At 68.8% G+C, this 25,878-nt stretch carries 17 protein-coding genes, 1 tRNA gene and 2 pseudogenes; 8 read left to right on the plus strand and 12 right to left on the minus strand.

The window, feature by feature from the left end:
- Window positions 1–845 precede the first annotated feature (845 nt).
- Together FDF13_RS03370 and FDF13_RS03375 are read right to left on the minus strand one after the other, a co-directional pair.
- Window positions 846–3,320: a transketolase C-terminal domain-containing protein gene (locus FDF13_RS03370; RefSeq protein WP_137318447.1), complete on the minus strand. Its 2,475-nt coding sequence runs from the start codon at window positions 3,318–3,320 to the stop codon at window positions 846–848.
- A gap of 309 nt (window positions 3,321–3,629) precedes the next feature.
- Window positions 3,630–4,648 (minus strand): annotated as a pseudogene (locus FDF13_RS03375) (1-aminocyclopropane-1-carboxylate deaminase).
- Window positions 4,649–4,755: 107 nt separating this feature from the next.
- Here FDF13_RS03375 and FDF13_RS03380 point away from each other — a divergent pair.
- Window positions 4,756–5,430: a GntR family transcriptional regulator gene (locus tag FDF13_RS03380; RefSeq protein ID WP_137318448.1), complete on the plus strand. Its 675-nt coding sequence runs from the start codon at window positions 4,756–4,758 to the stop codon at window positions 5,428–5,430.
- A gap of 52 nt (window positions 5,431–5,482) precedes the next feature.
- Here the strand turns inward: FDF13_RS03380 and FDF13_RS03385 are convergent, their stop codons facing one another.
- Window positions 5,483–5,950, minus strand: coding sequence for a GNAT family N-acetyltransferase (locus FDF13_RS03385; protein WP_137318449.1), 468 nt, complete (start codon window positions 5,948–5,950; stop codon window positions 5,483–5,485).
- A gap of 163 nt (window positions 5,951–6,113) precedes the next feature.
- Window positions 6,114–6,392 carry a glutaredoxin domain-containing protein gene (locus FDF13_RS03390; protein ID WP_137318450.1) on the minus strand — a complete coding sequence of 93 codons (279 nt, stop codon included), beginning with the start codon at window positions 6,390–6,392 and terminating at the stop codon, window positions 6,114–6,116.
- Window positions 6,393–6,679: 287 nt separating this feature from the next.
- On the opposite strand from FDF13_RS03390, the gene FDF13_RS03395 reads away from it, so the two are divergent.
- A complete protein-coding gene (locus FDF13_RS03395) occupies window positions 6,680–7,207 on the plus strand; it encodes a DUF1801 domain-containing protein (protein ID WP_137318451.1) in 528 nt (175 codons plus the stop codon).
- A gap of 33 nt (window positions 7,208–7,240) precedes the next feature.
- Here FDF13_RS03395 and FDF13_RS03400 read toward each other — a convergent pair whose 3' ends face one another.
- The 8 genes from FDF13_RS03400 to FDF13_RS03435 all read right to left on the minus strand — a co-directional run bounded on the left by FDF13_RS03400 (window position 7,241) and on the right by FDF13_RS03435 (window position 19,280).
- Window positions 7,241–8,329 (minus strand): Fic family protein, encoded by a 1,089-nt coding sequence (locus FDF13_RS03400; RefSeq protein WP_137318452.1) that lies wholly within the window; start codon window positions 8,327–8,329, stop codon window positions 7,241–7,243.
- Window positions 8,330–8,493: 164 nt separating this feature from the next.
- Window positions 8,494–9,798: a Wadjet anti-phage system protein JetD domain-containing protein gene (locus tag FDF13_RS03405; RefSeq protein WP_137318453.1), complete on the minus strand. Its 1,305-nt coding sequence runs from the start codon at window positions 9,796–9,798 to the stop codon at window positions 8,494–8,496.
- Window positions 9,795–13,286: an ATP-binding protein gene (locus FDF13_RS03410; protein ID WP_137318454.1), complete on the minus strand. Its 3,492-nt coding sequence runs from the start codon at window positions 13,284–13,286 to the stop codon at window positions 9,795–9,797. The genes FDF13_RS03405 and FDF13_RS03410 overlap by 4 nt, the downstream gene beginning before the upstream one ends.
- Window positions 13,283–14,002 (minus strand): DUF4194 domain-containing protein, encoded by a 720-nt coding sequence (locus FDF13_RS03415; protein ID WP_137318455.1) that lies wholly within the window; start codon window positions 14,000–14,002, stop codon window positions 13,283–13,285. Before FDF13_RS03415 ends, FDF13_RS03410 begins: the two co-directional genes overlap by 4 nt.
- Window positions 13,999–15,552, minus strand: coding sequence for a DUF3375 domain-containing protein (locus FDF13_RS03420; RefSeq protein ID WP_137318456.1), 1,554 nt, complete (start codon window positions 15,550–15,552; stop codon window positions 13,999–14,001). The genes FDF13_RS03415 and FDF13_RS03420 overlap by 4 nt, the downstream gene beginning before the upstream one ends.
- 188 nt (window positions 15,553–15,740) lie before the next feature.
- Window positions 15,741–17,444: a sodium:alanine symporter family protein gene (locus FDF13_RS03425; RefSeq protein ID WP_137318457.1), complete on the minus strand. Its 1,704-nt coding sequence runs from the start codon at window positions 17,442–17,444 to the stop codon at window positions 15,741–15,743.
- Window positions 17,445–17,638: 194 nt separating this feature from the next.
- Entirely contained in the window at window positions 17,639–19,060 is a 1,422-nt protein-coding gene (locus FDF13_RS03430) for a TIGR01777 family oxidoreductase (RefSeq protein WP_175406845.1), read from the minus strand.
- 136 nt (window positions 19,061–19,196) lie between these two features.
- Window positions 19,197–19,280: transfer RNA gene (locus FDF13_RS03435), tRNA-Leu, on the minus strand.
- A gap of 437 nt (window positions 19,281–19,717) precedes the next feature.
- Between FDF13_RS03435 and FDF13_RS15115 the strand changes: the two are divergent.
- From FDF13_RS15115 to FDF13_RS03460, 6 genes and pseudogenes are all read left to right on the plus strand, one after another.
- Window positions 19,718–20,011, plus strand: a pseudogene (locus FDF13_RS15115) (DUF3662 domain-containing protein); the annotation flags it as partial.
- A gap of 304 nt (window positions 20,012–20,315) precedes the next feature.
- A complete protein-coding gene (locus FDF13_RS15120) occupies window positions 20,316–20,552 on the plus strand; it encodes an FHA domain-containing protein (protein WP_254668954.1) in 237 nt (78 codons plus the stop codon).
- On the plus strand, window positions 20,549–21,088 hold the full coding sequence (locus tag FDF13_RS03445) for an FHA domain-containing protein (protein WP_137318459.1): 540 nt from the start codon (window positions 20,549–20,551) through the stop codon (window positions 21,086–21,088). Before FDF13_RS15120 ends, FDF13_RS03445 begins: the two co-directional genes overlap by 4 nt.
- Window positions 21,085–22,734 (plus strand): PP2C family serine/threonine-protein phosphatase, encoded by a 1,650-nt coding sequence (locus FDF13_RS14950; RefSeq protein WP_254668887.1) that lies wholly within the window; start codon window positions 21,085–21,087, stop codon window positions 22,732–22,734. The genes FDF13_RS03445 and FDF13_RS14950 overlap by 4 nt, the downstream gene beginning before the upstream one ends.
- The gene (locus FDF13_RS03455; RefSeq protein ID WP_137318460.1) at window positions 22,734–24,398 is read left to right on the plus strand and encodes an FtsW/RodA/SpoVE family cell cycle protein; all 1,665 of its coding nucleotides are present in this window, start codon (window positions 22,734–22,736) and stop codon (window positions 24,396–24,398) included. Before FDF13_RS14950 ends, FDF13_RS03455 begins: the two co-directional genes overlap by 1 nt.
- On the plus strand, window positions 24,395–25,864 hold the full coding sequence (locus tag FDF13_RS03460; protein ID WP_137318461.1) for a penicillin-binding protein 2: 1,470 nt from the start codon (window positions 24,395–24,397) through the stop codon (window positions 25,862–25,864). Before FDF13_RS03455 ends, FDF13_RS03460 begins: the two co-directional genes overlap by 4 nt.
- The last annotated feature ends 14 nt before the right edge of the window (window positions 25,865–25,878 follow it).

Here is a 25,878-nt window from a genome sequence, read left to right on the forward strand (position 1 = left end):
TATAAGGATTGGCAACTTGCGACCCGACACCGCACGGGTCCGGGCATCAGGCGCAATCATAATCACAGTGATGTATTGGGCATCTTAAGGTTCAAAATTTGAGGGCGCCTCTAGGACTTCTAGCCCAGGAAGACGCCGAAATGTTCGAGCGATTCGATCCTACGATACGGCGTTCGAGTTGAGAGTTCGTCGGAATTTGCACCGACTAGGTTATTTTTACCGGGTAGATATAGCTCCGGAACCAAACCTTCGCCGACAAGCTGACATTGTTTTTGCTAAAACGCATTGCCGTATTCCTCGATGGATGCTTTTGGCATGGTTGCCCCGGTCACGGCCGCACCCAGTTCAAGAACAATCCCAACTACAGGCCTGCGAAGATTGAGACGATAGACTTCGTGACGCTGATACAAGCGTTCGGCTAAAGCGTGCCGGGTGGCTAGCCCTCCGGTTTTGGTAACATGAAGAGAATTCGTGGATCGTAAATTCCATTTGAAGTGCCGTGGGCGCGAGGCAGCTGAACTAGATAGCTCGACTAAGGGTGCGTGATAGTCGTTCTCGACTATATCGCGCATCTGAGTTGGACAGTGCATACCTTTTTGCACATATTTGAGAAGGGCTGCGGCCACCGCCGCCCTAGGTCTGCTTCGAGCAGTTCTCTGCGTAGGCCTACAGCGACAGATCGGCGCTGATTCGATATGCAGGGCTTCTGTTCGGACTATCCATTTCGAGCACCGCGCTATAAGAAATAGAAACAAATCATTTTTTTCTGGGTTTCCGGTGTATTTGGATCGCGTGTATGCACGATCACCGACATTACACATAGGCCCATATGTCGGATTAGTTCTTTACCGCCCCACCACATCCAACGCCGCCCGCTGGATCGAGCCGGCGTCGATCCCGTGCAGCGCGTACGCCTCGGACACGGATGACGCCTGGCCGAAGCTGCTCACGCCCAGGTTCACCGTCCGGTCCCCGCGCACCCCGGCGAGGAAAGCCAGCGTGTGCGGGTGCCCGTCGATTGCGGTCACCAGAGGTGCCGGGCAGTCGGCGGGGAAGAGCGCCTCGGCGATGGCCGACCGCTCCCCTGCCGCCACCCGGTGCCGGTCCTGCAACGAGCGGAACACGAGGTCCGGGCTCGTCAGGCACACCACACCGGCGGTGATGCCGCGGGCGGCGAGCTTTTGTGCTGCGGCGACGACCTCGGTCATCATCGCCCCCACGCCCACGAGCACGACCTCGTCCTCGTAGGCCGGGTGCTCACTGATCCGGTAGCCGCCGGCCACCGCGTGCTCACGCCGACGTGCCAGCAGCACCGGATCCTCCGGCAGCGCCGCGATCGACTGGTCCACCGGCCGGGTCGAGAGCCGGAAGTACGCCGAGTGCCCGCCGGGCATGCCGATCGACTTCATCGCCTCGAGCATGGTCCATTCGAGGTCCTGCGCGAACGCCGGCTCCCACGCCACGAGCTCCGGGATCTCCATCGTCACCGACGGCGTGTTGAACGACTGGTGCGCCCCGCCCTCCGGCGCGAGCGTCACCCCGGACGGCGTGCCGACCATGATCGACTGCCCGCCGGCGTACATCCCGAACGTCCACGGCTCGAGCGCCCGGTTGATGAACGGGTCGTAGATCGTCGCGATCGGGATGAGCGGCTGCCCCCACCGGCTGTAGGTCGCGCCGAGCTCACCGGCGAGACTGACGAGGTTGACCTCCGCGATGCCGAGCTCGATGTGCTGGCCGCCGGACACCTCCTGCCACTTGAGCACCCGCTCGCGGTCGTCGCTGAACCAGTCATGCCGGCCGGTGAGCGACCACACGCCGGTCTTGTTGATCCAGCCGCCCAGGTTCGTCGACGTCGCGACGTCCGGGCTCAGCGTCACCACGCGCTCGGCAACCTCCGGCACGGCCCGCTTGAGGTCGGACAGGAACCGGCCGAGCGTCGCCTGCGTGCTGGTTACCTGCTTGTGGCCCCACTCGAGCTCGTCCGGGATCGCGCCCACGGTCTCCTCGGCGATGGGCTCGCGGTGCAGGCGCTCGGCGGTCGCCGCGCACAGCTCTCCGGCCGGGGTGTCCGCGTCGAACCGCTGCCAGGGGGATTCGAGCGCGGTCCCGGAGATCTCCGCGAGCTCGCGCATCTGCGACTCGGTGAGCTGGGCGGCGTGGTTGTTCGGGTGCCCCTCGGTCGCCAGGCCGCGGCCCTTGATCGTGTAGGCGAAGATCACCGTCGGCCGGGTGTCGTCGATCTGCGCGAAGGTGCCGAGCAGCTGGGAGATGTCGTGCCCGCCCAGGTCGCGGACCACCTCGGCGAGCTCCCGAGGCGTGAGCGACTCGACGAGTGCCCGCAGGCCGGACTCTTCGGCGTCCTCGACCCCGGCGAGCACGCGCTCGGCGACCTCGTCCGGGTGCGAACGCAGGATCCGCTGGTACTCCTCGTTGGGCATGTCGGTCATGCGCTGCTCGAACGCCTGCCCGCCGGAGCCTGCGAACAGACCCTGGATCCGCGCGCCCCACTTGCAGGTGAGCACCTGCCAGTCCGCGGCGGCGAACATCCCCTGCAGGCGCGCGATCTGCACGTCGGGGATGATCCGGTCGAGCGACTGCCGGTTGAGGTCGACGATCCACACCGCCTCCCCGAGCTGACGCACCTCGGGATCGATGATCGCCTCCCACACCGCGCCCTCGTCCATCTCCGCGTCGCCGAGCAGCGAGTAGAAGCGGCCGGCCTCCGGCGCCTGCGGGAAGTGCTTCTTGACGTAGCGGTGGCTCAGCGCAGCCCACAGCGGCGCGGTCGCCCCGATGCCCACCGAGCCGGTGGAGAAGTCGACGGTGTCGGGATCCTTGGCGCGCGAGGGGTACGGCTGCAGCCCGCCCTTGGACCGCAGCGTGGTGAGGTACTGCTCGTCGAGATCGCCCAGCAGGTAGTTGATCGCGTGGAGCACCGGCGAGGCGTGCGGCTTCACCGACACCCGGTCCGCGGCGGTGAGCTCGGAGAACCACAGCGCGGTCATGATGCCCACCATCGAGGCGCTCGAGGACTGGTGCCCACCGACCTTGACCCCGTCCGGATTCTCCCGCCCGCGGTTGGCCGCGTCGATCATCGCGGTCGCGATCCACAGCACCCGCTGGGCGATCTCGTCGAGCACCGCCTCGTCCGCCGAGGCGGTCGCCGACAGCGGCCTGGAGTTCACGCTCGGCGGGTCGAGCTGGGTGCTCGTCTCGAACTGGTGGCGGTCCTCCGGCTGGGCGTCCGGGGTGCGGGTGTCCTGGGACCGGGCGTCCGGGGCGGCGGCATCCTGAGGGGCGGTGGGGTTCGAGCTCATGATTCTCCTGTCGAGCAGGTCGGCGTGCGCGGGCGGTACAGGTGCGCGGGCGGTGCAGGATGGGGCAGCAGTGCGGGCGGGGCGGGCGGCGGTGCAGCCGTCCGATTCCACAGTCTTTCTGGTGCGGGCGGCGGGTTCCATGGCCACTCCAGTGCGGTCCGGGATGCTCCGTGGTCGATCCAGTGCGGAATCGGCAGGCGAACCGCACTGGATCGACCACGGAACCGGAGCCCGCTGGACCACCACGGCCCCGGGGCGGTAGGCACGTGCACACGGTCTCGGTGCCCGCGGCCCCGGTGCCCGGGGAGATCAGTCGAAGATCGACGAGTAGGCGTTGAGCGCGAGCTGTCCGCCCAGGTGCGCGTAGAGGACGTTCGAATCCTTCCCGATCTCGCCGGACTTGACAAGATCGATGAGGCCGGCCATCGACTTGCCCTCGTACACCGGGTCGGTGATGAAGCCCTCGAGGCTCGCCGCCGTGCGGATCGCCTCGACCGTCGACTCGACGGGGATGCCGTAGTAGTCGCCCGCCCAGCCTTCGAGGACGGTGATCTCCTCGTCGCGCAGATCGCGGCCGAGCCCGATGAGCTCCGCGGTGTTCGCAGCGATCCGGCCCACCTGGTCGCGGGTCTTGTCGAGCGTCGCCGAGGCGTCGATGCCGAGCACCTTCCGCTTCCGGCCGCCGGCGTCCTCGAGCGCGGCGAACCCGGCGATCATGCCGGCGTGCGTCGAGCCGGTGACGGTGCACACGACGATGGTGTCGAAGAAGACGCCGAGCTCCTTCTCCTGCTCGGCGACCTCGTAGGCCCAGTTCGCGAAGCCGAGGCCGCCGAACTTGTGCTCCGAGGCGCCGGCCGGGATCGGGTAGGGGGTGCCGCCGTTCGCGCGCACGTCCTCCATCGCGTCCTCCCAGCTCGACCGGATGCCGATGTCGAAGCCGGCCGGGTCGAGGCGCACGTCGGCGCCCATGATCCGGGAGAGCTCGATGTTGCCGACCTTGTCGTTGACCGGGTCATCCCAATCGACCCACTTCTCCTGCACGAGCCGGGCCTTGAGGCCCAGGTGGGCGGCGACCGCGGCCACCTGCCGGGTGTGGTTCGACTGGTAGCCGCCGATCGACACGATGGTGTCCGCGCCGGAGGCGAGCACGTCGGGACGATGTACTCCATCTTCCGGGTCTTGTTGCCGCCGAACGCCAGACCGGAGTTCACGTCCTCGCGCTTGGCCCAGATGCGCGCACCGCCGAGGTGCTTGCTGAGATTGTCGAGCGGGTGGACGGGGCTCGGCCCGAAGGTCAGGGGATAGCGTTCGAAGTCGGAGATGGCCACGGGAGCTCCTAAGGGTCGGTGGCGTGATGGTCATCACGTGGTATGCAATATATTGCACTTCGCGAGGTAGGATGTCAACAGTCACCCCGCCCACCAGGAGGTCTTCCATGCCGGTCCCCGCCGATCGGGGCGTCCACCGCCGCACCCTCCTGCGCGACGACGTGTACTTCTCCCTGCGCGATGCGATCGTCAGCGGCAGGCTCGCCCCCGGGGAGAAGCTCCGCGACGCCGAGCTCAGCGAGTGGCTGGGCGTCTCCCGCACCCCGATCCGCGAGGCGCTGCTCCGGCTCGAGCGCTCGGGACTCGTCATCGCCGAGCCCGGCCGGCTGACCATGGTCTCCCCCGTTACCGACGCGGCGGTCGCCCACGCCCAGCAGATCGCCGCCGAGCTCCACGCGCTCGCCGTCCGCCTGGCCGTCCCCCTCATGACCGAGCACCACACCGCCGCCATGGCCGAGGCGAACGCCGCTCTCGACACCGCCCTCACCTCGGGGGATGCCGAGGCGGCTGTGCGGGCCGACGATGCGTTCCACGCCGTCGCCGTCGAGCTGTGCGGGAACCCGCTCGTCGCCGAGCACCTCGAGCCGGTGACTGCGATGCTGCGCCGGGCGGAGTACCTGCGGTTCGGGGACGTAGGCGCGATCGACTCCGCAGCCGACCACGCCGCGATCATCGACGCCTGCGCTGACGGTGACGCCGAGCGCGCCGCCGAGCTCACGCGCCGCAACTGGTCGACGCTGGCGATCCGAGGCGAGGACGCGTCAGCGGATCAGCCCGCCTGAGCCGGGGACCGGAACTCCTGCTGGGTCGGGGTCAGCACTCACGAGCCGGAGGTCAGCGTGCGTCCGCCGGGGGCATGTCGTAGGTGATCCAGTCGGTGCGCGCGGCGACCTGGTCGTAGAGACCGCGGGCTCGATAGTTGTCGTCGCGGGTGATCCAGCGGGTCAGCGTCCAGCCGCGGTCCGCGGCGATCCGGGCGAGATCGGCGAGCAGCAGGCGCGAAGCTCCCGAACCCCGGTGCTCCGGGTCGACGAACAGATCATCGAGGTACATGCCGGTCGACGCTGACAGCGGGCGGGCGAACGGCCGGAAATGGGCGAGCCCGACGAGCGTCCCGTCGGACGCCTCGGCGACGAGGCCCTGCGAGGTGTGGGCGTCGTCGAGCAGCCACGCCAGCACAGTGTCGCGCATCTCCGCGGTCTGCTCGACCCGGTAAAACTCGGCGTAGCCCGTGTAGAGGCGGTGCCACTGGGCGGCATCGTCCCGGGTGACGGGGCGGATGGTGACGTCGGTGCCGGCCATGGGTCCTCCTCGGTCCTGCGGGTCCGTTGGAGCGACCGTAGCACCGGCCTGCGTCCGAGCGCTGCCGAAGAGGTGCTCGGCGACGGACCCGGCGCTCGTCCGCAGACATGCCGGGCGGCCAGGTGCTCGGCGGCGGTAGCGGCGTTCGGCGACAGCCTCCGGCTCAGCCGATCGCGGCGAGCTTGTCCTGCACCTGGGCGCGCGAGGGGTTGGTGAGCGTGGTGCCGTCGGAGAACAGCAGGGTCGGGACGGTCTGGTTGCCGCCGTTGGCCTGCTCGACGACGGCCGCGCCGTTGTCGATGGTCTCGATGTTGACCTCGGTGACGGGGATTTCCGCCTGGTCGAGCTGCGGGCGCAGGCGCTTGCAATAGCCGCACCAGCTCGTGGTGAACATGGTGACGGACCCGGTCTCGGGCAGGAACTCCTCGACGCTGACGCTCATCGTGCCTCCTCGGCAGTCATGCACGGTCTCCGGCCTCCGGTCGGCCGGGCCGTGCGGGTGATGGTGCTCGCCACCCACAACCGCGCACCCCCACGCGCTATTCCCGGGCCCGAGGCGGCACGCACCTCGACACCACCGGCTCCCGACTCCACCGCCTCTCGACACCACCGGCTTTCGACACCGAGCGCCGATACAGGTGTTTCTGCGAAAGACAACTGGATCTCAGCTGTACTCGCCAGTACGCCGAAGATCCGGTTGCCGATTCCGAAAAGACCCGCAATCGCACGGTGCGGGCCCCGCTTCGCCAGCAATGGGCCGGGGCGGCGCGCACCTCGAAGTCCGGTGCGAGATCCTCCGGCACAGCGAAGTCGAGCACGCGAACACCCGACGCGGGCGCCTCGGCCTCGGGCCCCGCGACCGGCCCCACCGACGTCGACCCGCGCGCATACATCGATTCCCTCGCGACGCCGCGGCGGCGGGTGCATGGGCACCTGCTGCTCGACATCTACTCCGAGGTCACCGGGGAGCCGCCGGTGATGTGGGGGCCGACGATGATCGGCTACGGGACGTACGACTACACGTACGCGTCCGGCTGGTCGGGCACGTACTTCCGCTCCGGCTTCGCCCCGCGCAAGGCCGCGCTCTCCCTCTACGGGCTGCCGCAGGAAGACGACGCGCCCGAGCTCTGGGCCCGGTTCGGCAAGCACCGGCGCGGTGCCTCCTGCGTCTACGTCAACAAGCCCGAGGACATCGACCTCGACGTGCTGCGCGAGCTCATCCGGATCGGCTGGGAGTCCGACAGCCCGCACTGCTGACCGGATCCGCACTGCGTATCGCGACTCCCATGGTTACAGCTCAGGACGCCCGAGCACCTCGGCGAACGCGACGTTGAGGAAGAGACGCTCTCTCCCGATCTTGTGGTCCACCAGTGTGCCGTTCTCGACAAGAGCATTGAGCCAGCCGGTCGCTGTCGGGCGGGAGACCTCGCACCGTGCGACGACGTCACTGATCCGGCAGTAGACGTTCTCGAACAGGACATCGAGCAGATCGGCGTTGGGACCGGCGGTCGTGACATCGCGGATGCTCTGCATGACCGATCGCTGCGTCTCCTCGATCCCGTCGATCTTCCGCAGTGTTGATCGTGCCGTTTCGCGGAGGCCTCTCAGCATGAAGAGGATCCATTCCTCCCACGCGCCTTCCGTCGTGACCTGCAACAGGAGACGGTAGTAATCATCTTTGTGCTCGATGATGTACCGCGAGAGATAGAGCACGGGGACTTCGAGAAGCCCGGCATGCACGAGGTGGAGCACGTTGAGGATCCTTCCCGTTCGTCCATTGCCGTCGCCGAACGGGTGGATAGCTTCGAATTGGTAGTGCCCGATGGCCATGGCGATGAGCGGATCCAGTTCATCCGATGCATGGATGAAGCGCTCCCAGTTCGACAGCAGATCGCGGATCGTCTGCTCGCCCGTCGGCGGCGTATACACGGCCGTACGCGTACGCTGATCCGCGATCATCGTTCCAGCCGTGCGCCGGATGGCCATCTCGCGGTCATGGATGATCGTGCAGATCTGCACGGCAGTGTTCGTGGACAGCGGCCTGCTCCTGATGCTCTCCAGACCGGCGAACAAGGCGGTCCGATAGCGCAGCGTCTCCTTGGTCTCCGGGCTGGCCGATTCCGCTTCGCGCTGGACGTTGCGGAACAGATCGTCGCTCGTCGTCACGATGTTCTCGATCTCGGAGCTCGCCTGGGCTTCGAGAATCGACAGCGAGTTGATGAGGATCGACGGATTGGGGATCCTCTGCACGGCTTGGTCCAACGATGCCAACGACGCCCGTGCCTCGATCGTCTCCTTGAGGATCTCCCTGGACTCGACATCTGCGGTCGGAGGAAGCGGCGGCAGATCGTTGTACGGCTTCTGAGGATCCCGGTGCATATGCAAACAATAGTCGCAGATCGCCAGAACGTGTAAAAAAATCACCTGATTCTTTACACGTTCCGCCGATCTGTCATCGGTTTTGACACGTCACATACGGGCACCGACACCGTCGCACTGACCAATCGATCGCCGTCACCAACGGTCGGACCCCCACCCGGGAGTCACTTCAGGGCCCACGTCAGCCGTTCGAGAACAAAGGGCCACGCGATGCGTTCCTGCTCGAGGCGCAGCCCGCCCATCCGATTCACGCCACCAGGTCCGCTGCTGTCAACGCCCTCAGCATCATCCGAGCCGGCAGAGCACGCACGGAGGGATCGGTAGACGTCACGCTCGTCCTCGGTGAGGGTCTGCAGATGCTCGGGTTCGACATCGAGGGGACGCGGTTCGTGCACGACCAGATGCCGAAAGGTATCGAGCGTCCCGAAATCCATGAGCACCGACTCCGCATGACCGACATGCGCGCGGAATCGGTTGAGGATCCCGAAGCCGTGGGAATCGATGTCTCCCCAGTAGTAGACCCGGCATGAGCTCAGCCATGGGAGATCGGCCACCAGGGATGCAGCGTACCCACCCCCGTAGATCGCGATCACCCATCCCATTGACCCGTCGGTCGGCAATGCGATGAAGCTCTCGAGGTTCTCCACCACGAGCACACGCCGATCCTCCGCGCCGAGCCCCGGCAAGGAGAGAGCAGCGGCCTGCGACCACGGGATCTCGAGATCGTCGAGTCCGACGATCCGCAGCTCCGGGTGCAGCAGGCGCAGGCGCACCCGCGACTCCATCGCCGCCAGCCCCAGATCGTCGGCTCCCGTAACCGCTGTGACGAGTCCGGTCACCACGCGCCGATGACGGCCCAACCACTTCGTATCGACCCCGGCGATCGGCAGCTGCCGGATGTACATCCCCGACTCCGGGTGAGCGGTCAGCCATTCGAGGACTCCGAGCAGCCTTGAGAAATCGCTCTCCTCGAGTGTGACGAGGTCGCCGAGGAGTGCTCGCACCAGTTGCCGGTCCTCCGTGCTCGGATCCGCCGTCGCCCGCACCGTGCTCAACCAGTCGAGCACACCCGCCGCACGGCTCTGCAGCCGCCGGAACTGTGCGCGACCGCCGACGAACTCCACCGCCGCACCGGTGGAACCGAGCCGCAACCTGGTAGGCAGCTGCTGAGTTCCGAGGCCCGCCCACCGGCGCACGGTGAACTCCACCTCCGGCCTGTCGGGCGGTGACGGTGCTGAGCGGCGATCCCTTCCAGCGATGTGGTTCCAATCCGCGATCCACGCGGATACCCCGGGCAGATCGGCGAGGGCGGCGGCCTCGGTGGGAGGACGCAGGCCGACCGTGATCGGGGAGAACTCGAGGCCGACTGCCCACGCGCGCTGATGTGCGGTGACTACGCGCCGGACGCGCGCCCGCGCCTCGGCAACGGTGAGTGGCGCTGTCGGTCTCGACGACTCCCGCGTGCTCATGCGTCGTCCCAGGTCGTCCGACTCAACTGGGAATCGCGGCGATCACTGTTCCGCACCAGGGTGATGCCGCCCACATAGTCCTCGAGAGTCTGCAGGAGCTTCTTCGGAGTCACGAGGATCATGTGGAACCCGAAAGCGACGAAGATGTCCATCGCCATCCGCGCGAAGTCCTGATCCGCCCGATCGAAGGCCTCGTCGAGGAACACGGTGCCGAACCGAGGGACATCCTCGGCTCCGTCGGTGAGCTGATACCGCAGCGCGGCGGCGAGGCAGAACACGACGAGCTTCTGCCGCTGTCCTCCGGACAGTCCGGCGGCCGACTCGTACACGCTCACCACCTCGCCTTCCGCGTCCTGATCGACCCCGACGAAGCTCACGTGCCTGCGGGTGTCCAGGCACGCGCGCCTCCAGCGGAGGTCGGCGGGCTCCGACGACTGCAGCCGGGTGATGATCTCTTCCATCACGGCGAACTTCCTCTCCGCCTCAGCCGGCTCGATGTCCGACAGTCCGCCGGAGGTGACGGTCTGCAGTTTCTGCATGAGTTCCCGGACATCGGCGTTGAATCGGGTCTTGACCCGGATCTGGAGGTATCGGCCCACATCGAACTGGGATCGCAGGAGCGAGGTGTTCACCGGATCGACCCGTGCACGAATCTCTTGTGCGGCGTTGCGGAGCATGGTGTTGAGCTTGCCCATGTTCTGCGTCGACTGCTTGCGCAGCATCTGGGCGAACCGATCCTCGAATTCCGGCAGACCGTCGGACTTCAGCCGTGATCGCAGCTCGCGGTAGCCCCCGCGATCGTCCACCGAGCCGGTGAGGTCGGCGCTCACGCCCGGCCACGTCCTCCTGAACTCGCCGGCTGCGGCCGTGAACCCGGCCTCCGCCTCGGTGCGCGCCTGGTCAGCGGCCTTCTCCTCCCGCTGGAGTTCGATGGAGAGGTTCTTCGAGAGCCGCACCAGATCGAAGTACTCGATGTGCCGCTTGGCCGCTCGAATGCGCCTGCGAATGACGTCCCGCTGCCCGGATGTCACCGCCAGCACCGGGACTTCACCAGTAGACGTGTGCTCGGCGTCGACCTGCCCCTCAACGGTCCTTCTCAGGTCGGCACGCGCGTCGTCCAAGGCCCGGGTGACGGCTTTGAGCTCCTGCCCGATCCGAGCATGTTCGCGGTCGGCGTCCCGGCACCGCACCCGAGCTGCGGCCAGGGACTTCTCGGCCGCGTCGAGATCACGCCGGGCAGCCGCCAGCCCGGCGCTCGCCGCAGTGAGAGTCTCGATCCGGTGCTCCACCGCGGAGATCGCTGCGGACGCAGCGGTGATATCGAGGTCCGCCCAGTCGGTGTCGGCGAGATCGACCATGAGTCGTCGGCGCTCCTGAGCCTGCGCGTGTCGGCGCACGGCCTGCTCGAGCTCCTCGTCCGCGTTCGCGATCTGTCGGTCGATGTGCTCGAGCTGTTCGAGGAGACGAACGACCTTGTCCTCGGCGCTGAAACCCATCACCCAGGTGCTCGGATCATCGACCCGCCAACGGTCGTCCTTCTCGAATCGGCCGGGCCCGCGTTTGACCTGACCGGCGCGGGTGAGACCGCGATCCACGCCGGTCAGCTCCGCAGTGCTGCCCACACACGAATAGTCGTATCGACGGGCGAGCTCGGTCCGCAGCCAGGCGGCCTTGGGCGACCAGTCCTTGAGGTCGACCCGATAGACGAGCGAGCGGTCATCGGCGAGCGACCGCGGGGCGGGCACCTCGGCGGGAACGGATTCGACCACCACCCGGGTGCCGAAATGGTGTTGATCGAGGGCGCGCGTGACCTCGGACAGATGCCGGTCCTCGACGAGGATCGTGCGTGACAGGGGACGCAGCACCCGTTCGATGGCCCCGGTCCATTCGGTGTGCTCGGGGCGGACCTCCATGAGTTCCCCGGCGAACGGCAGTGCGGACTCGTTGAGGCCGGTGGAGCGAGCGATCAGTGTCCGCGCGGCCAGCAGTCGGCGGTCGAGATTGGACTGCTGCCTGCGGGCGGCGTCCCGGTCCGCTTCGAGGCCGGACCGCGTCTGCCGCAGATCCCGAAGCCGGTCATGGGCGACGAGCTTGGCGTTGTCGAGACGATCGAGCAGGTCCGCATCTGCGGCTTCCTTCTGCCCGACCCGCTGCAGTTCAGCGAACTCCTCCCACGAATCCGGCAGCGATTCGATGCCCACCGTGCGGATCCGGGCTTCCAGACGCTCTCGGGTGCGCGTGATCCGCTCGTGCTCCCGCCGCGCATGGGTGAGCAGCGCCTGCTGGTTCTCGAGCTCGGCACCACCGGATTCGAGCAGTCGGCTGCGCGCGGCATCCCGATCCCGCTCCGCTTCGGCGAGCGCAGTCGACGCCTGTCTCTGCTCGCCCTCGGCCCGTGCGTTCGACGCCTGAGCCCGGTCGAGCTCCTTCTCCGCGAGCTCGATGATCCATTCGTTCGTCACCGGATCGAGCGCCTCGACGAGTGCTCGGATCCGAGCACTGTCACCACTCGCCGTCTCCCATCGGTCGAGGAGTTCAGCGATCGTGTCGAGGACGTCCAACTGGCGGCGGGCCTCGACCACACTGCGGTGCGCCAGCGACAGTTCCGAGAACTGTTCGACCGCCATATCCGCAGTGGCGAAGGTCTTCGGTTCGTCGAGCATGTACTCACGGAACAGAGCATCGAGGCTGCCGAGGTTCTTCGCCGCCATCGTCCGGTGGAGCAGCAGGATCGCCGAATCCGACACGATGCCGAGGAAGCGCTGGAACCGCTGCTGGAAGACGGAGTGCTTCTCCGTGATCGTCGCCTGCGGATATTCCTTCTTCAGGCCGCGGAGGTCGACGGCCTCGGAGACGAATGCCCCGAGGTTCGCGAGATCGAGATCCTCCCGCGCGAGCACACAGATCTCTTTGACGTCGCCGGATGACATCTGTCCGCGGTTGAGCTTGAACAGCTTGACGAGCACCACCGGATCCTGCCCGTCAGCCGTGTCGAAGCGCAGGCGCACTCCCGACCAGCAGGCTCCCGCGCGAAGGAAGTCACTGCGCACCTCGTCGGCGTCCTCGGCATCGGTCGATCGCCATGCACCGCGGATGTAGCTCACCAGGCTCCGATCACTTGCACGGACCGATTGGTCCTGTGCTGCGGCGTTGTACCGCACCTTCGAGCGCGGAGTGAGTACCGTGGTCACCGCATCGAGCAGCGAGGACTTGCCGGTCCCGGAATCCCCGGTGATCACCAGACCGGTCCTCGGCACGTCGATGACGTGATGACCGTTGAAGGTCCCCCAGTTGACCACATCGATCCGCGACAGGCGCCATTGCCCGGAGACATCGGGTGAGGCGGCTGCGGCAGGCAGCGTGCCGGATCGGCGGAACGGTGCATCGACCGCCCCTGAGCTCGCGGACTGCTCGGTGGACACCCGGTCCTCATCGGCGGGCGTCGCGACGTCGAACAAGCTCGCCGGCGATTCAGCGGGTCGGTTCATTCGTCGTCCTCCATCGCATCCGTGACTTCCGTCGGGTCTTCCCGTCCGTGAGCGGGTTCCGTCCCGACCTCGGCGAGCCGCCGCTCGTACTCCTCACGCACCGCACGGATCTCGTCCGGTCCGAAGATCAACCGCAGGACCGGCGAGATCTCGAACCGGTCCTCCGTCGCGGTGTCGGCGAGCAGACCGTACTTGTGCATCTTGGTCCACGAGGCGTTGAAGCGCTTCGCGAAGCCCACCTCGTCGAGTCCGTATGCGCTGCCGTACACCCGGAGTGCATCGCGCGACTCGTCGACACCGACGATCACGCGCTCGGACCGGTCCGCTCTAAGCAGCTCGTGCCGCAGATGGAGCAGCAGAGCGGTATCGAGGAAGGTCAAGCTGTGCGTACGGACCACGGCCGGGACCTGCTCGTCGGGTACCTCCGCGTTGCGCACGAACGCGAGGCGCGAATCGGTATCCACGACGAGCTCGAGGAACATGTCGGACAACCGGGCTCGCAACGCTGCCTCGTCCCCGAGCACGGATCGCCACAGCTGCGGGTGACTGCGGCCGGAGACGTACGGGCCTTTGATCAAGGCCACGAGCGCCCGCCGCGTATCGAGAGCGAGCACTCCTGTATCGGTCGCCCAGAGCGGCCGTCGGGACTCGCCCTTCTCCGCACCGAGCCCGGCCGTCGTCGATTCCTTCGCGTGGGCACCTGTTCCATCGTTCATGCGCCACCCCTCCTCTGCTGCGCCCGTCGGCGCCGACGCCCGCCGGGAACGTCCTCGGTGAAGCGGAATCGGTCGAGCTGGGCTCGCCGTGAACGCCCTGTCATCGACGACCAGGTGACCGACTCACCTCCGGCTTCCCGGATCCCGTGCCCGACTCCGAGATCGAGGAGCCCGACGACGCTCGCCACACCCTGGGTGGCCGGGTGGCGGCGGAGCACCTCGGCGATGGTGACGCCATCCGTCCGAGGCGCCCCTTCGCCTGCCTCACGGTTCCGGCCGTCGAGCTCCCCGCAGCGCGCGGCCTCCAAGGTCTCGTTGATGTTCTCGACGAGTTCGCCGATATCGATCTCGGTCAGCCGGGCCATCTCCCGCAGCGCCTCGATGTCGACCGTGCCTGTCGCCCGCATCTCCACGGGCTCGATCACCCGGGCGTCGGCGGGGTTGTGGAGCCGAAAGCTCGTCACCGAATCGATCCTGACCGAGGTACGACCCAATTCGACGTCGAGCTGCCTGTAAGGAGGTATCTCAACCGCGAGACGGAGAGCGAGCGCGCGGGCGGCGTGGATCTCAGTGTTCACTGCCCGGTCCTCGCGGAACTCCTCGGACTGGACGAACCGTCGCAGGGACCGGGTCAGACCTGTCATCACATCGCCGACCTCTGCGGAACGGTCCTGGAGCATCGGCGTCAGACGACGAAGGAACCTGGTGTCGGCCCGATCGAGCGCACGGACGAAAGCGCGGTCGAGGAGCGCAGCGATGTTCGCTTCGAACTCGGACCCGGACTCGTGTTCGAGAATGAGTGCGTAGAACCCATCGAAGCTCCGTCCGGCCTCGGAATCCGCGAGGTGATCGACTCCGCGGAACACGTCGTCAAGGACGCGCGATCGCGCGCCGGTGTTCTCGATGAGCTGGGCCCTCAGCCCGTGGTTGATCTCCTCGAGCGCGGAGCGCACGCGGGCGAAGTCGCTCGGCAGCTCTTCGGCGAGCGCGATCAGGTCCTCAACCGCTTCCCGCGCCCGCTCAGGATCGAGTCCGGTGTCCTCACCTGCGCGGACGGCGGCGACGCGGGCGTCCAACCGATCGCGTTCGGCGTGGAGCGCGGTGAGCCGCGTCTCGACATCAGGGTCGGTGTCGCGGACGAGGACACGCAGCCGCTCCTGGATGTTCGACAGCCGCGACTGCGTCACGGTGGTGCGGTTGGAGTCGAGTCGTTCGATGAACTGGAGCGCTGTCAGCCCTGAGGGCGAGAGTTCGAAGGTCTCGTCCCTCGTGGACTCCGCGCTGCGGCGGATGAGGATGCCGTTCTTCCGCCATTCGGCGCAGTAGTGCGGGGCCGTGCCCGGAATCTCGTGCCCGTGCGATCTCAGGAGTTCGAGGTCCGCATCGATCCGCTCGAAGAGCGCGGAGGCGGGCAGTCGCCGATCCGAACCGGCGAGATGCGCTCGCAGCACCGCTGCGGCGAACCACACGTTGTCACTGCGCAGGAATGCCCAGGCAGCGTCGTCTTCGAGCAGCCGCCGGTGCGCCAGAGCCTGGGTCAGCACATCCATTCCCTCAGCCTATGGGGTGGCACGGACACCGACACCCACCACGGCTCCAGCAGGTTCCCCGCCTCCACAACGCCCGAGGCGGGCCATGGTCGGAAACCATGACCCGCCTCGGGAGCGGTGCTGAGCCAGCAGTATGCAACCACCGGTGCCGGTGCGGTGATCAGCTCACCGACTCGTCACCGGTCGCCTCACGCCCGGTCGTTCTTGATGTCGACGCCGCGGTCCTTCTGCGCCTTGCGGAATCCGGCGCGGATCCGCTTGCGCTTCTCCCGCACGCCGGCGCGGCGCTTCTCCTCCGAGGCGACCTGCTCCTCGGTGGGATGGTGGTCGCGCAGACCGACCTGCAGGTCCTCGGGGATCTCCTCGAGGGTGCCGGAGGCCGCCTGGTGCTTGTGCCGCAGGATCTCCAGGCGCAGCACCTTCGCGAGGAAGTAGATGCCGAGCAGGTTCGGCACGCTCATGAGGAAGAACATCGCATCGGAGAACGCGATGACGCTGTCGAGCGAGATCGAGGCGCCCACGACGACCGCGATGACCCACACGACCTGGAAGCCCTTCTGCGCGAAGAAGGACTCCTTGGTGAGGAAGCCGATCGCCTTCTGACCGTAGTAGGCGTAGGACAGGATCGTCGAGAAGCCGAACAGCACCACGCAGATGGTGAGCAGGATCGGGAACCAGTCCGCCACGGTGCCGAACGCCTGCGCGGTGAGGTTGACGCCGGCCTCGGTGGAGCCGTCGCCGGCGTCCGCGTCGTAGAGGCCGGTGGTGATGATCGCGAGCGCGGTCAGGGTACAGATGATGACGGAGTCAATGAGCGGCTCCCACATCGCGGTGAAGCCCTCGGTCGCCGGACGCGAGGTCTTCACGGCCGAGTGCGCCATACCGGCCGAGCCGACACCGGCGGCGTTCGAGAACAGCGCACGCTGGATGCCGACGATCGCCACGCCGATGATGCCGCCGGCGATCCCCTCACCGGTGAACGCGCCCTGGAACATGAGGACGAAGGCGTTGGGGATCGCGGTGAAGTTCAGCAGGAGGATGATGACCACCGACACGAAGTACAGGATCGCCATGAGCGGGGTGATCGCGGAGGTCCAGCGGGCGATCGAGGTGATGCCGCCGAGGATCACGATGCCGGCGAGCACGGCCATGAGGAGGCCGATGAGCCAGAGCTTGTCGGCGAAGAAGCTGGCCTCGCCGCCGGTGGAGTTCACGAGGATGGCCGCGGACTGGTTGGCCTGGAACAGGTTGCCTGCGCCGAACACGCCCACCACGGTGGCGATCGCGTAGAGGTAGGCGAGGAACTTGCCCATCTTGGGACGGCCGATGTCCTTGAAGCCGTCGCGCAGGTAGTACATCGGCCCGCCCGAGGTGGTGCCGTCGGGCATGATCGTCCGATACTTCACGCCGAGCGTCGCCTCGGCCATCTTCACGGTCATCGCGAAGAAGCCGAAGATGATGATCCACAGGGCCGCGCCCGGTCCGCCGACGGTGATCGCGACCGCGACACCGGCGATGTTGCCCAGCCCCACGGTGCCGGAGAGCTCTGTGGCGAGCGCCTGGAACGAGGAGACCTCACCCGGATCGGTCTTGCGAGTGAGCTTTCCCCGGATCACTTTGACGGAGTGCGCGAGCCCGGTGATCGGCTGGAAGCGCAGGTAGACGGTGAGGAACACCGCGGCCGCCATGAGCCACACGACGATGAGGGGGAGCTCGGTGCCGGCGACCGGCACTCCGAAGAAGACGATGGCGGACAGCACATCGGCGATCGGAGCGAACGCGTTCTCGACGGCCTGGTCGAAGCCGGAGGCGGTCAGCGTCGTCTGTGCTGCGGAGAGTGTGACATCTGAGGACGGTGAAAAGGCATGGACGAGTGCGGATTCAGGATTCATAGTCACGTGGCGCGGCAGTAGCTTTACGTCCGGATGGTCGGTCCGGTTTCGGCACCGTCAACGAACCTTAGCAAGCAGGCTCTGCCCAGGCCTAACACAGGCGGTGCACATGAGCCTGCGGTAGTGACCCTGACCTGGGGCCGAGCACCGCGGAATCGACACCGTGCACCCCACCGGATCCACCCTCAGCGCGCTCAGCCGGCGGGCGGGCACCCCAGGGTCGAGGCGAGCGCCGAGCGCAGCGTCGGATGCCGGAACGTGTAGTCCGCCCCGGTGAGCGCCACGGGCACGACCCGCTGGTCGGCGAGCGCGAGCTCGCGGGCCGCCTGCGGGCCGAGCAGCAGCATGGGCGCGAGCAGCGGCACCGGCAGCGCCGAGGGCATCGACAGCAGGTCGCCGAGCGTCTGCGCGAACTCCCGCTGCCGGACCGGCTCGGGTGCCACGGCGTTGACGGGCCCGGACAGCGAGTCGTCGAGCGCGGCGCGGGCGTAGATCTGGGCGACGTCGTCCAGCGACACCCACGACAGCCACTGGTCGCCGGTTCCCAGCCGGCCGCCGAGACCAGTGAGGTAGAGGGGCAGCTGAAGGCGCAGCGGCCCGCCGAGCGAGGTGAGGACGACCCCGGTGCGGATCGACACCCGGCGCACGCCGAGCTCCTCGGCCCGGGCCGCCTCGGTCTCCCACCGACGGCACACCTCGGAGAGGAAGCCGTCTCCGGAGCCGGCGGACTCGCTGAGCCGCTCGTCGCCGCGCTCCGCCCCGTAGTACCCCACGGCCGAGGCGCACACGAAGGTGTCCGGGCGGTCGGCGGGGTCGAGCTGCTCCATGGTGAGGACGAGGAGGCGCGTGCTGTCGAGGCGGGAGGACAGGATGCGCTCGCGCGCACGCTCGGTGAAGCGGGTGCCGATGCTCGCCCCGCTCAGACAGATGACGACATCGGCCCAGGCGAGCGCCCGGGCGTCGAGCAGGCCGAGGCCGGGGTTCCACCGCACCTCGTCCTCGCGCCACGGGGTGGTGCGGACGAGGCGGCGCACCTCGTGCCCGGCGGTGGACAGGAGGGCGGCGACCTGCCGGCCGAGCAGGCCCGAGGCGCCGGCGATGAGAATCCGCCGCGGGGCGCCCCCGGTGCGGCGGGTGAGGTCGGCCTGGAAATCGAGGTCGCCGAGCAGCCGGCGGGTGCGGGCCTCGAAGGTGTTCGTCAGCACCGCGTCCATGGCGAGTGTGTCGAAGCCCTCGGACAGGCGGCCGCTGGGCGCGGCGAGGTGGTAGTCGATCCGGTCGTCGATGCGGCAGGCGGCGGGATCCGCGGCTGCGGTGAACCGGTGGGTGTGCGTCCAGGAGTGCAGCGGGCCGGTCGTCATCCGGTCGACGAAGGAGAAGGGCTCCGGGCCCGCCGCGTGCTCGCACACGAAGGGCACGCGGACCACCCCGCGGGTGCCCGGGACGGAGGTCTTCATCCGGGCGCGGGTGCCCGGGGCGAGCGGGGGATGCGACTCCTCGACGACCTCCTGCGCCCATTCCGGGCTGAGCCGGGTGAGCGCGCCCGGGCGCATGTGCCAGGAGAAGACGGTGTCGAGGGAGTAGGGCGCCTCGGCCGTGTGCGTGAAGACTGCCATGTCCCCATCATGCCAGCCCGCCCACCGTCGACCGGGCATGCCGCACGGGCTGCGCGGGTTCCGCGCTGGGACAGCGGGAAGCCATGAGGTCATGACGAAGGCCCCGGACCGTGGGGTCCGAGGCCTTCGAGAAGTGTGCGCGAGGGGGGACTTGAACCCCCACGACCTTTCGATCACTGGCACCTGAAGCCAGCGCGTCTACCAATTCCGCCACTCGCGCGAGCGACAGTAGGAAACTCTAACATCACCGCCGTTCCGCGCCAAAACCGGATTCCGGGCCGTCGGAACCGGACTCCGGGCCGCCCGACTGCGCGGTATCCGGAACCGAGCGCGCACGACCTCCGCACCCGGTCCGCCCGGGCCGCGCGCCGCCCGACTGCGCGGTATCCAAAACCAGACGCGCAATTGCGCGTCGATCGTCGGATACTGCGCAGTCCGGCAGCGGGGCACCCCACTCGTACCCCGGCACCCACCCAGAAAGCACCCGGGAATTCGCCCGGCGCTCCCCCCGAGCTGCCCGGCAATCCCTGTCGGAATCCCCGCCCGCTCACGTGCGAACATGTCAACGCGGGAGTCTGCCGTTAGCATGGAGTGTTGACAGTGTTGGCAGACGGCGCCGCCTCGGCGACCGGTGCAGCGGACCGAAGGAGGCAAGCCATGGGCGTACTCGACCGTTTCGAGAAGGGCATCGAGCGCGTCGTCAACGGTGCCTTCGCCAAGGCGTTCCGCGCTCAGGTCGAGCCCGTCGAGCTCGCCGGCGCGCTGCGCAAGGAGGCCGACACCCACGCCGCCGTGGTGTCCCGCGGCCGCACGCTCACCGCCAACAGCTTCATCATCGAGCTCTCGCAGTCCGACCACGAGCGCCTCGAACCGATCGAGTCCGAGCTCCGCGCCGACCTCCGGCAGGTCGTCGGCGACCACGCGATGGAGCAGGGATACAGCTTCATCGGCCCCGTCATCGTCACCTTCGAAGCCGCCGACGACCTCGACACCGGCATGTACCGGGTGCGCGCCTCGACCAAGCGCCCCGACGGCTCCCCGGCCGCGCAGCCCCAGAACCGCGGCGGTTACGACCCGCCCTCGCGCGCCAACCCGATCGTGCCCGAGGCCTACGTCCACGCCCACAGCGGGCAGCTCCCGCGCCGCCGAGGCACCCGCCCCCACTCCTCCCCAGCCGGCCCGCCGCTCCGAGGACCCGCGCCAGCCAGCCGTCGAGATCCGCGGCCGCCTCACCCACCTGCCCCAGGGCACCACGGTGTTCGGCCGCTCCTCCTCGAGCGCCGACATCGTCCTCGACGACCCCGGCGTGTCCCGCCGCCACTTCGAGATCGCCGTCTCCGGCGACCAGGCGACCGCCACGGACCTCGGCTCGACGAACGGCACCCTGGTCGACGGCCGCCGGATCACCTCGCTGCCCCTGAGCGACGGCATCACCCTCACTGCCGGGGACACCGACGTGGTGTTCCGCGAGACGGAGACGGGAGGCCGATGAGCGAGTTCACCGTCATGGTCCTGCGCTTCGCGTTCTTCGCACTGCTGTGGATCTTCGTCTTCCTCGTCGCCGGAGTGCTGCGCCAGGACCTGTTCGGGCCCCGCCGCAGCAACCGCGCCGGCCGCCGCGGCCGCTCCCGGGGAGCGCGCGGGGCGGTCCCCGCAGGCGGTCCCCCGCCCGGCCGCGCCGCGCCGCAGCACGCACCCCCGCCCCGGGCCGCACCGCCGCAGCAGCAGGCACCGCCGGTCCCGCGCGCGCTCCACCTGACCTCCGGCGCCCTCGCCGGGATGGTGATCCCGCTCGGCGCCGGGCCGATCACCCTGGGCCGCGCGGGCGGCAACACCGTCGTCCTCGAGGACGACTTCGCCTCGGGCCACCACGCGCGGATCGTCCCGGATTCCGGCCACTGGTACGTCGAGGACCTCGGCTCGACCAACGGCACCTTCATCAACGGCCAGCGTCTGCACTCCCCGGTGCAGATGCGCATCGGCACCCCTGTCACCATCGGCCACACCACCCTGGAGCTTCGTCCGTGAGCAGCCTGGATTTCACGCTGCGGCACGCAGCTCGCTCCAACACCGGCCTGGTCCGCAAGAACAACCAGGACTCCGGGTACGCCGGACCCGATTTCCTCCTCGTCGCCGACGGCATGGGCGGTCATGCCGGGGGCGATGTCGCCTCCGCGATCACCGTCGCCCGCCTGTCCGACCTCGACGCCCCCGGCCACGGCAGCGACGCCCTCGATGTGCTCCGCCAGGCGATCCTCGACGCGAACGAGCGGATCACCACCTGCGTCGCCGAGCAGCCCGAGCTCGCCGGCATGGGCACCACCGTCACCGCGCTCCTGCGCACCGGCGACCGGCTCGCGCTCGCCCACATCGGCGACTCCCGCGCCTACCTGCTGCGCGACGGCGAGCTCTCCCTCGTGACCCACGACCACACCTTCGTCCAGATGCTCGTCGACGAGGGTCGGATCACGCCCGAGGAGGCCGAGTCCCACCCCCAGCGCTCCGTCGTCATGCGCGTGCTCGGCGACGTCGGCTCGGCACCGGAGCTCGACCTGTCCTTCCGCGACACCCGGCTCGGCGACCGCTGGATGCTGTGCTCCGACGGGCTCACCGGCTTCGCCTCGATCGAGGACATCCAGGAGGCGCTCGCCGGCATCGCGGATCCGGGCGCCTGCTGCGACCGGCTCGTCGACCTCGCCCTCGCCGGCGGCGGCGCCGACAACGTCACCGTGGTCATCGGCGATGTCGTCGCGCCCGAGGACGCCGCGGGAGCGGGAGCGGCGGCGCGCGGTGCGGGCGAGTCCGTGGGCTCCGTGCGCACCAACCCGCAGTACGCCCTGCTCGGCCGCACCGACACGCCCACCGAGCTCATCCCCACCGGCCCGCTCGACACGGTCGACGAATCCGCCGACACCCAGCAGCTCGACGTCGTCGGCGCCGAGCGCGCCGCCCCGGACGAGGACGGCTCCCGGGACGAGCAGGGCAGCCGCGGCCGAGGCGCCCCGGACTCCCGGGGTGCGCGCACCGGCGACACCCAGGAGATCCCGACCGACTCCGCCGCACCCGCTTCCGTCGGCACCGCTGCCACCGGCACCGCTGCCACCGCCGCCGCGACAGCAGGCCCCGGAGCCGCGCACCGCGGCCATCCCGAGAACCGCGCCCAGCCGGGCGAGCGTGACCGCACCGACGGCCACCACCCGGACGACGACCTCGACGGCTGGGGTGCCGAGGAGCGTCCGCGCCGGCGACTGCTGCCCCTCCTCATCACCATCCTCGTGCTCGCCTCCGTCGCGATCGCCGGCGTCGTGGGCTGGAACTGGGTGCGCGGACAGTACTACGTCGGTGCGGAATCCGGCACGGTCGCGATCTACCGCGGCGTCGCGCAGACGCTGGGCCCGCTCGAGCTCAGCTCCCTCGACGAGACCACCGACATCCCGGTCGACGAGCTCTCCGCGTTCTCGCAGTCACGCCTCGAGGCGACGATCCCCGCCGGGGACCGCGCCGCCGCCGACCAGGTCGTCGAGACCCTCCGCGACGAGGCCGCGGCGAATGCCGCAACCGAGATGCAGGGCGGCGTCACTGACGCCCCGGTCTCCCCGGATCCCGCATCACCGGACCCCGCCTCGCCCGCACCCGCCCCGGCCGAGGAGCCGAACGCCGCGGGAGGCCCGTGATGACCTACGCCCCCGCCGTGGCCGAGCAGCGCGCCCCGGACGCCGCCGCGCGCTCCCAGGCCCCGCGCCCCTACCGGTTCGCGGAGCTCATGCTCACCGCGCTCGCCGTCGTGATCTCCGCCGGCGCCTACGCCCTCGTGGGCCTCGGCGCCGAGGACACGGTGCCGGCGAACGTCTACTGGTACACCGGCTGGCTCGCCGCACTCGGCCTCGGCCTCCACGTCCTCACCTGGTGGCGCGCCAAGTACGCCGACCCGGTGCTCGTCCCGCTCGCGATCCTCCTCAACGGGATCGGGCTGGCGATGATCTACCGGATCGACCTCGCCACGGAGTCCTCGACCGCGACCTCCCAGCTCGTCTGGATGACGCTCGGCTCGATCCTCGCCGGCCTCGTCATCGTGTTCCTCCGCGACCACCGGCTGCTCCGCCGCTTCACCTACACCTGCGGCTTCGCAGCGCTCGCGTTCCTGCTCCTGCCGCTCGTCCCCGGCCTCGGCACGACGATCAACGGCGCCCGGATCTGGATCAACGTCGGCCCGTTCTCGTTCCAGCCCGGCGAGATCGCCAAAATCCTCCTCGCCGTGTTCTTCGCCGGCTACCTCGTGAGCTTCCGCGACCAGCTCGTCCTCGCCGGGCCCAAGATCCTCGGCATCCGATTCCCGCGCCTGCGCGACCTCGGACCGATCATCATCGCCTGGGTGGCGAGCGTCGGCATCCTCGTCCTCCAGCGCGATCTCGGCACCTCGCTCCTGTTCTTCGGACTGTTCGTCGCGATGCTCTACGTCGCCACCGGCAAGAAGACGTGGATCTTCCTGGGTCTCGGCATGTTCGCGCTCGGCGCCTTCGTCGCCGCGCAGATCTTCACCCACGTCCAGCAGCGCATCGACGGCTGGCTCGGCGCGCTCACCCGCGAGGAGTTCGAGAAGACCCCCGGCGGCTCCTACCAGCTGGTCCAGGGCCTGTTCGGCATGGCCTCCGGAGGGCTCACCGGCACCGGCCTCGGGGAGGGCCGGCCGAGCGTCGTGCCGTACGCGGAGTCCGACTTCATCTACGCCTCGCTCGGCGAGGAGCTGGGGATGGTGGGCCTGTTCGCGATCCTCATGCTCTACCTCATCCTGTTCCAGCGCGGCATGAAGATCGCCTCGAGCGTGCGCGACGGCTTCGGCAAGCTCCTCACCGTGGGCCTGACGTTCACCATCTGCCTCCAGTGCTTCATCGTCATCGGCGGCGTCACCCGGCTCATCCCGCTCACCGGCCTCACCACGCCGTTCCTCGCCGCCGGCGGCTCCTCGCTCATCGGCAGCTGGATCATCATCGGGCTGCTGCTGCGGATCTCCGACTACGCCCGCCGCCCCGCCGAGGAGTTCCAGACCGGAGTCCTCACCGTCCTCACCGACCCCGAGGAGCGCGCCGGGCAGCGCAGCCCGTCCCGCGGACTGCTCGGCGGGCTCCGGAACCGCGACGCCGCGGACCCGGCCGGCGCCGAGGCGGCCGACGGGCACCCCCGGGACCCCGAGGCCGAGGTCGCCACCACCGTCCACCCCGCGGCGGCACCCGGCCCCGAGGCGGACGTCGCCACCACGGCCCACCGCACCGCCCCCGAGCACGGGGCCGAGCCCACGCCCGAGCACGGAGAGCCCGAGCACGGGGGTGACCCGCGATGAACAACCCGCTCAAGCACGTCGCCGTCGTCGGCTTCGTGATGTTCGCGCTGCTGTTCGGCTCGACGAGCTTCGTCCAGTACTTCCAGGCGCAGGCGCTGCGCGATCACGAGCTCAACACCCGCACCCTCGTCGAGGAGCTGTCGCGCGAGCGCGGGCCGATCCTCGTCGACGGCACCCCGGTCGCCTACTCCGTGCCCGTCGACGACACCTACGAGTACCAGCGCACCTACGGCGCAGACGGCATGCCGGCGGAGGTCTACGCCCCCGTCACCGGCTTCTTCTCCATCGTGTCCGGCGCCTCGGGCCTGGAGAAGACGGAGAACGGCCTGCTCGCCGGCACCGACGACGCCCTGTTCTACGACAAGATCTCCTCGATCTTCACCGGCAGCCAGCCCGCCGGAGCGGCGATCGAGATCACGCTCGACCCCGAGGCGCAGATGGCGGCCTGGAACGCGCTCGGCGGGCAGAAGGGCTCCGTCGTCGCGCTCGACCCGAAGACCGGCGACGTGCTCGCGATGGTGTCCTCGCCGGGCTGGAACCCCAACCCGATCGCCTCGCACGACCGCGATGAGGCCCTCAACGCCTACGAGCGCCTCATCGCCGACGACGACAACCCCGCCTACAACCGCGCGATCGGCGGCAACCTCTACCCGCCGGGCTCGACCTTCAAGCTCGTCACCGCCGCCGCCGCGCTCGAATCCGGCGAGTACACCCCGGACTCCCAGCTGTCCGGGCCGGCCACGCTCGACCTGCCCCAGACCACGGCGACGATCTCGAACTCCGGCGGCGGCGCGTGCGGCTCCGGTGGCACCGTCTCCCTGGCCGACTCCCTGAAGAACTCGTGCAACACCTCGTTCGCCGACCTCGGGATGACCCTGGGGTCGGACGCGATGAGCGAGCAGGCGCAGAAGTTCGGGTTCGGGGAGAGTTTCGACATCCCCCTGCAGGTCAGCGCCTCGAGCTTCCCCTCGGACACGAATCCCCCGCAGCTCGCCCAGTCATCGCTCGGCCAGTTCGAGGTCCGCGCCACGCCGCTCCAGATGGCGATGGTGTCCTCGGCGATCGCCAACGGAGGATCCCTCATGCACCCCCAGCTCATCGACCAGGTGCGCAATGCGCGCACGCTCGACCTCATCAGCGAGCCGAGCCCGCGCGAGTTCTCCCGGCCGATCAGCGGGGACACCGCGAGCGCGCTCACCGACATGATGGTCAGCGTGGTCGACGACGGCACCGGCACCGCGGCGCAGATCCCCGGGGTCGACGTGGCCGCCAAGACCGGCACCGCGCAGCACGCGCAGGGTGCCGCGCCCCACGCGTGGTTCACCTCCTTCGCCCCGGCCGACGACCCGCAGGTCGCCGTCGCCGTCGTGGTGGAGAGCGGCGGCAACGCCGGGAGCCAGGCCTCCGGCGGACGCGTGGCCGGACCGATTGCGAAAGCTGTGATGGAAGCGGTGATCAACGAATGAGACCAGGCGCAGGA

The sequence above is a fragment of the Brevibacterium sp. CS2 genome, from assembly GCF_005280295.1.
GTDB classification, from domain to species: Bacteria; Actinomycetota; Actinomycetes; order Actinomycetales; family Brevibacteriaceae; genus Brevibacterium; species Brevibacterium pityocampae.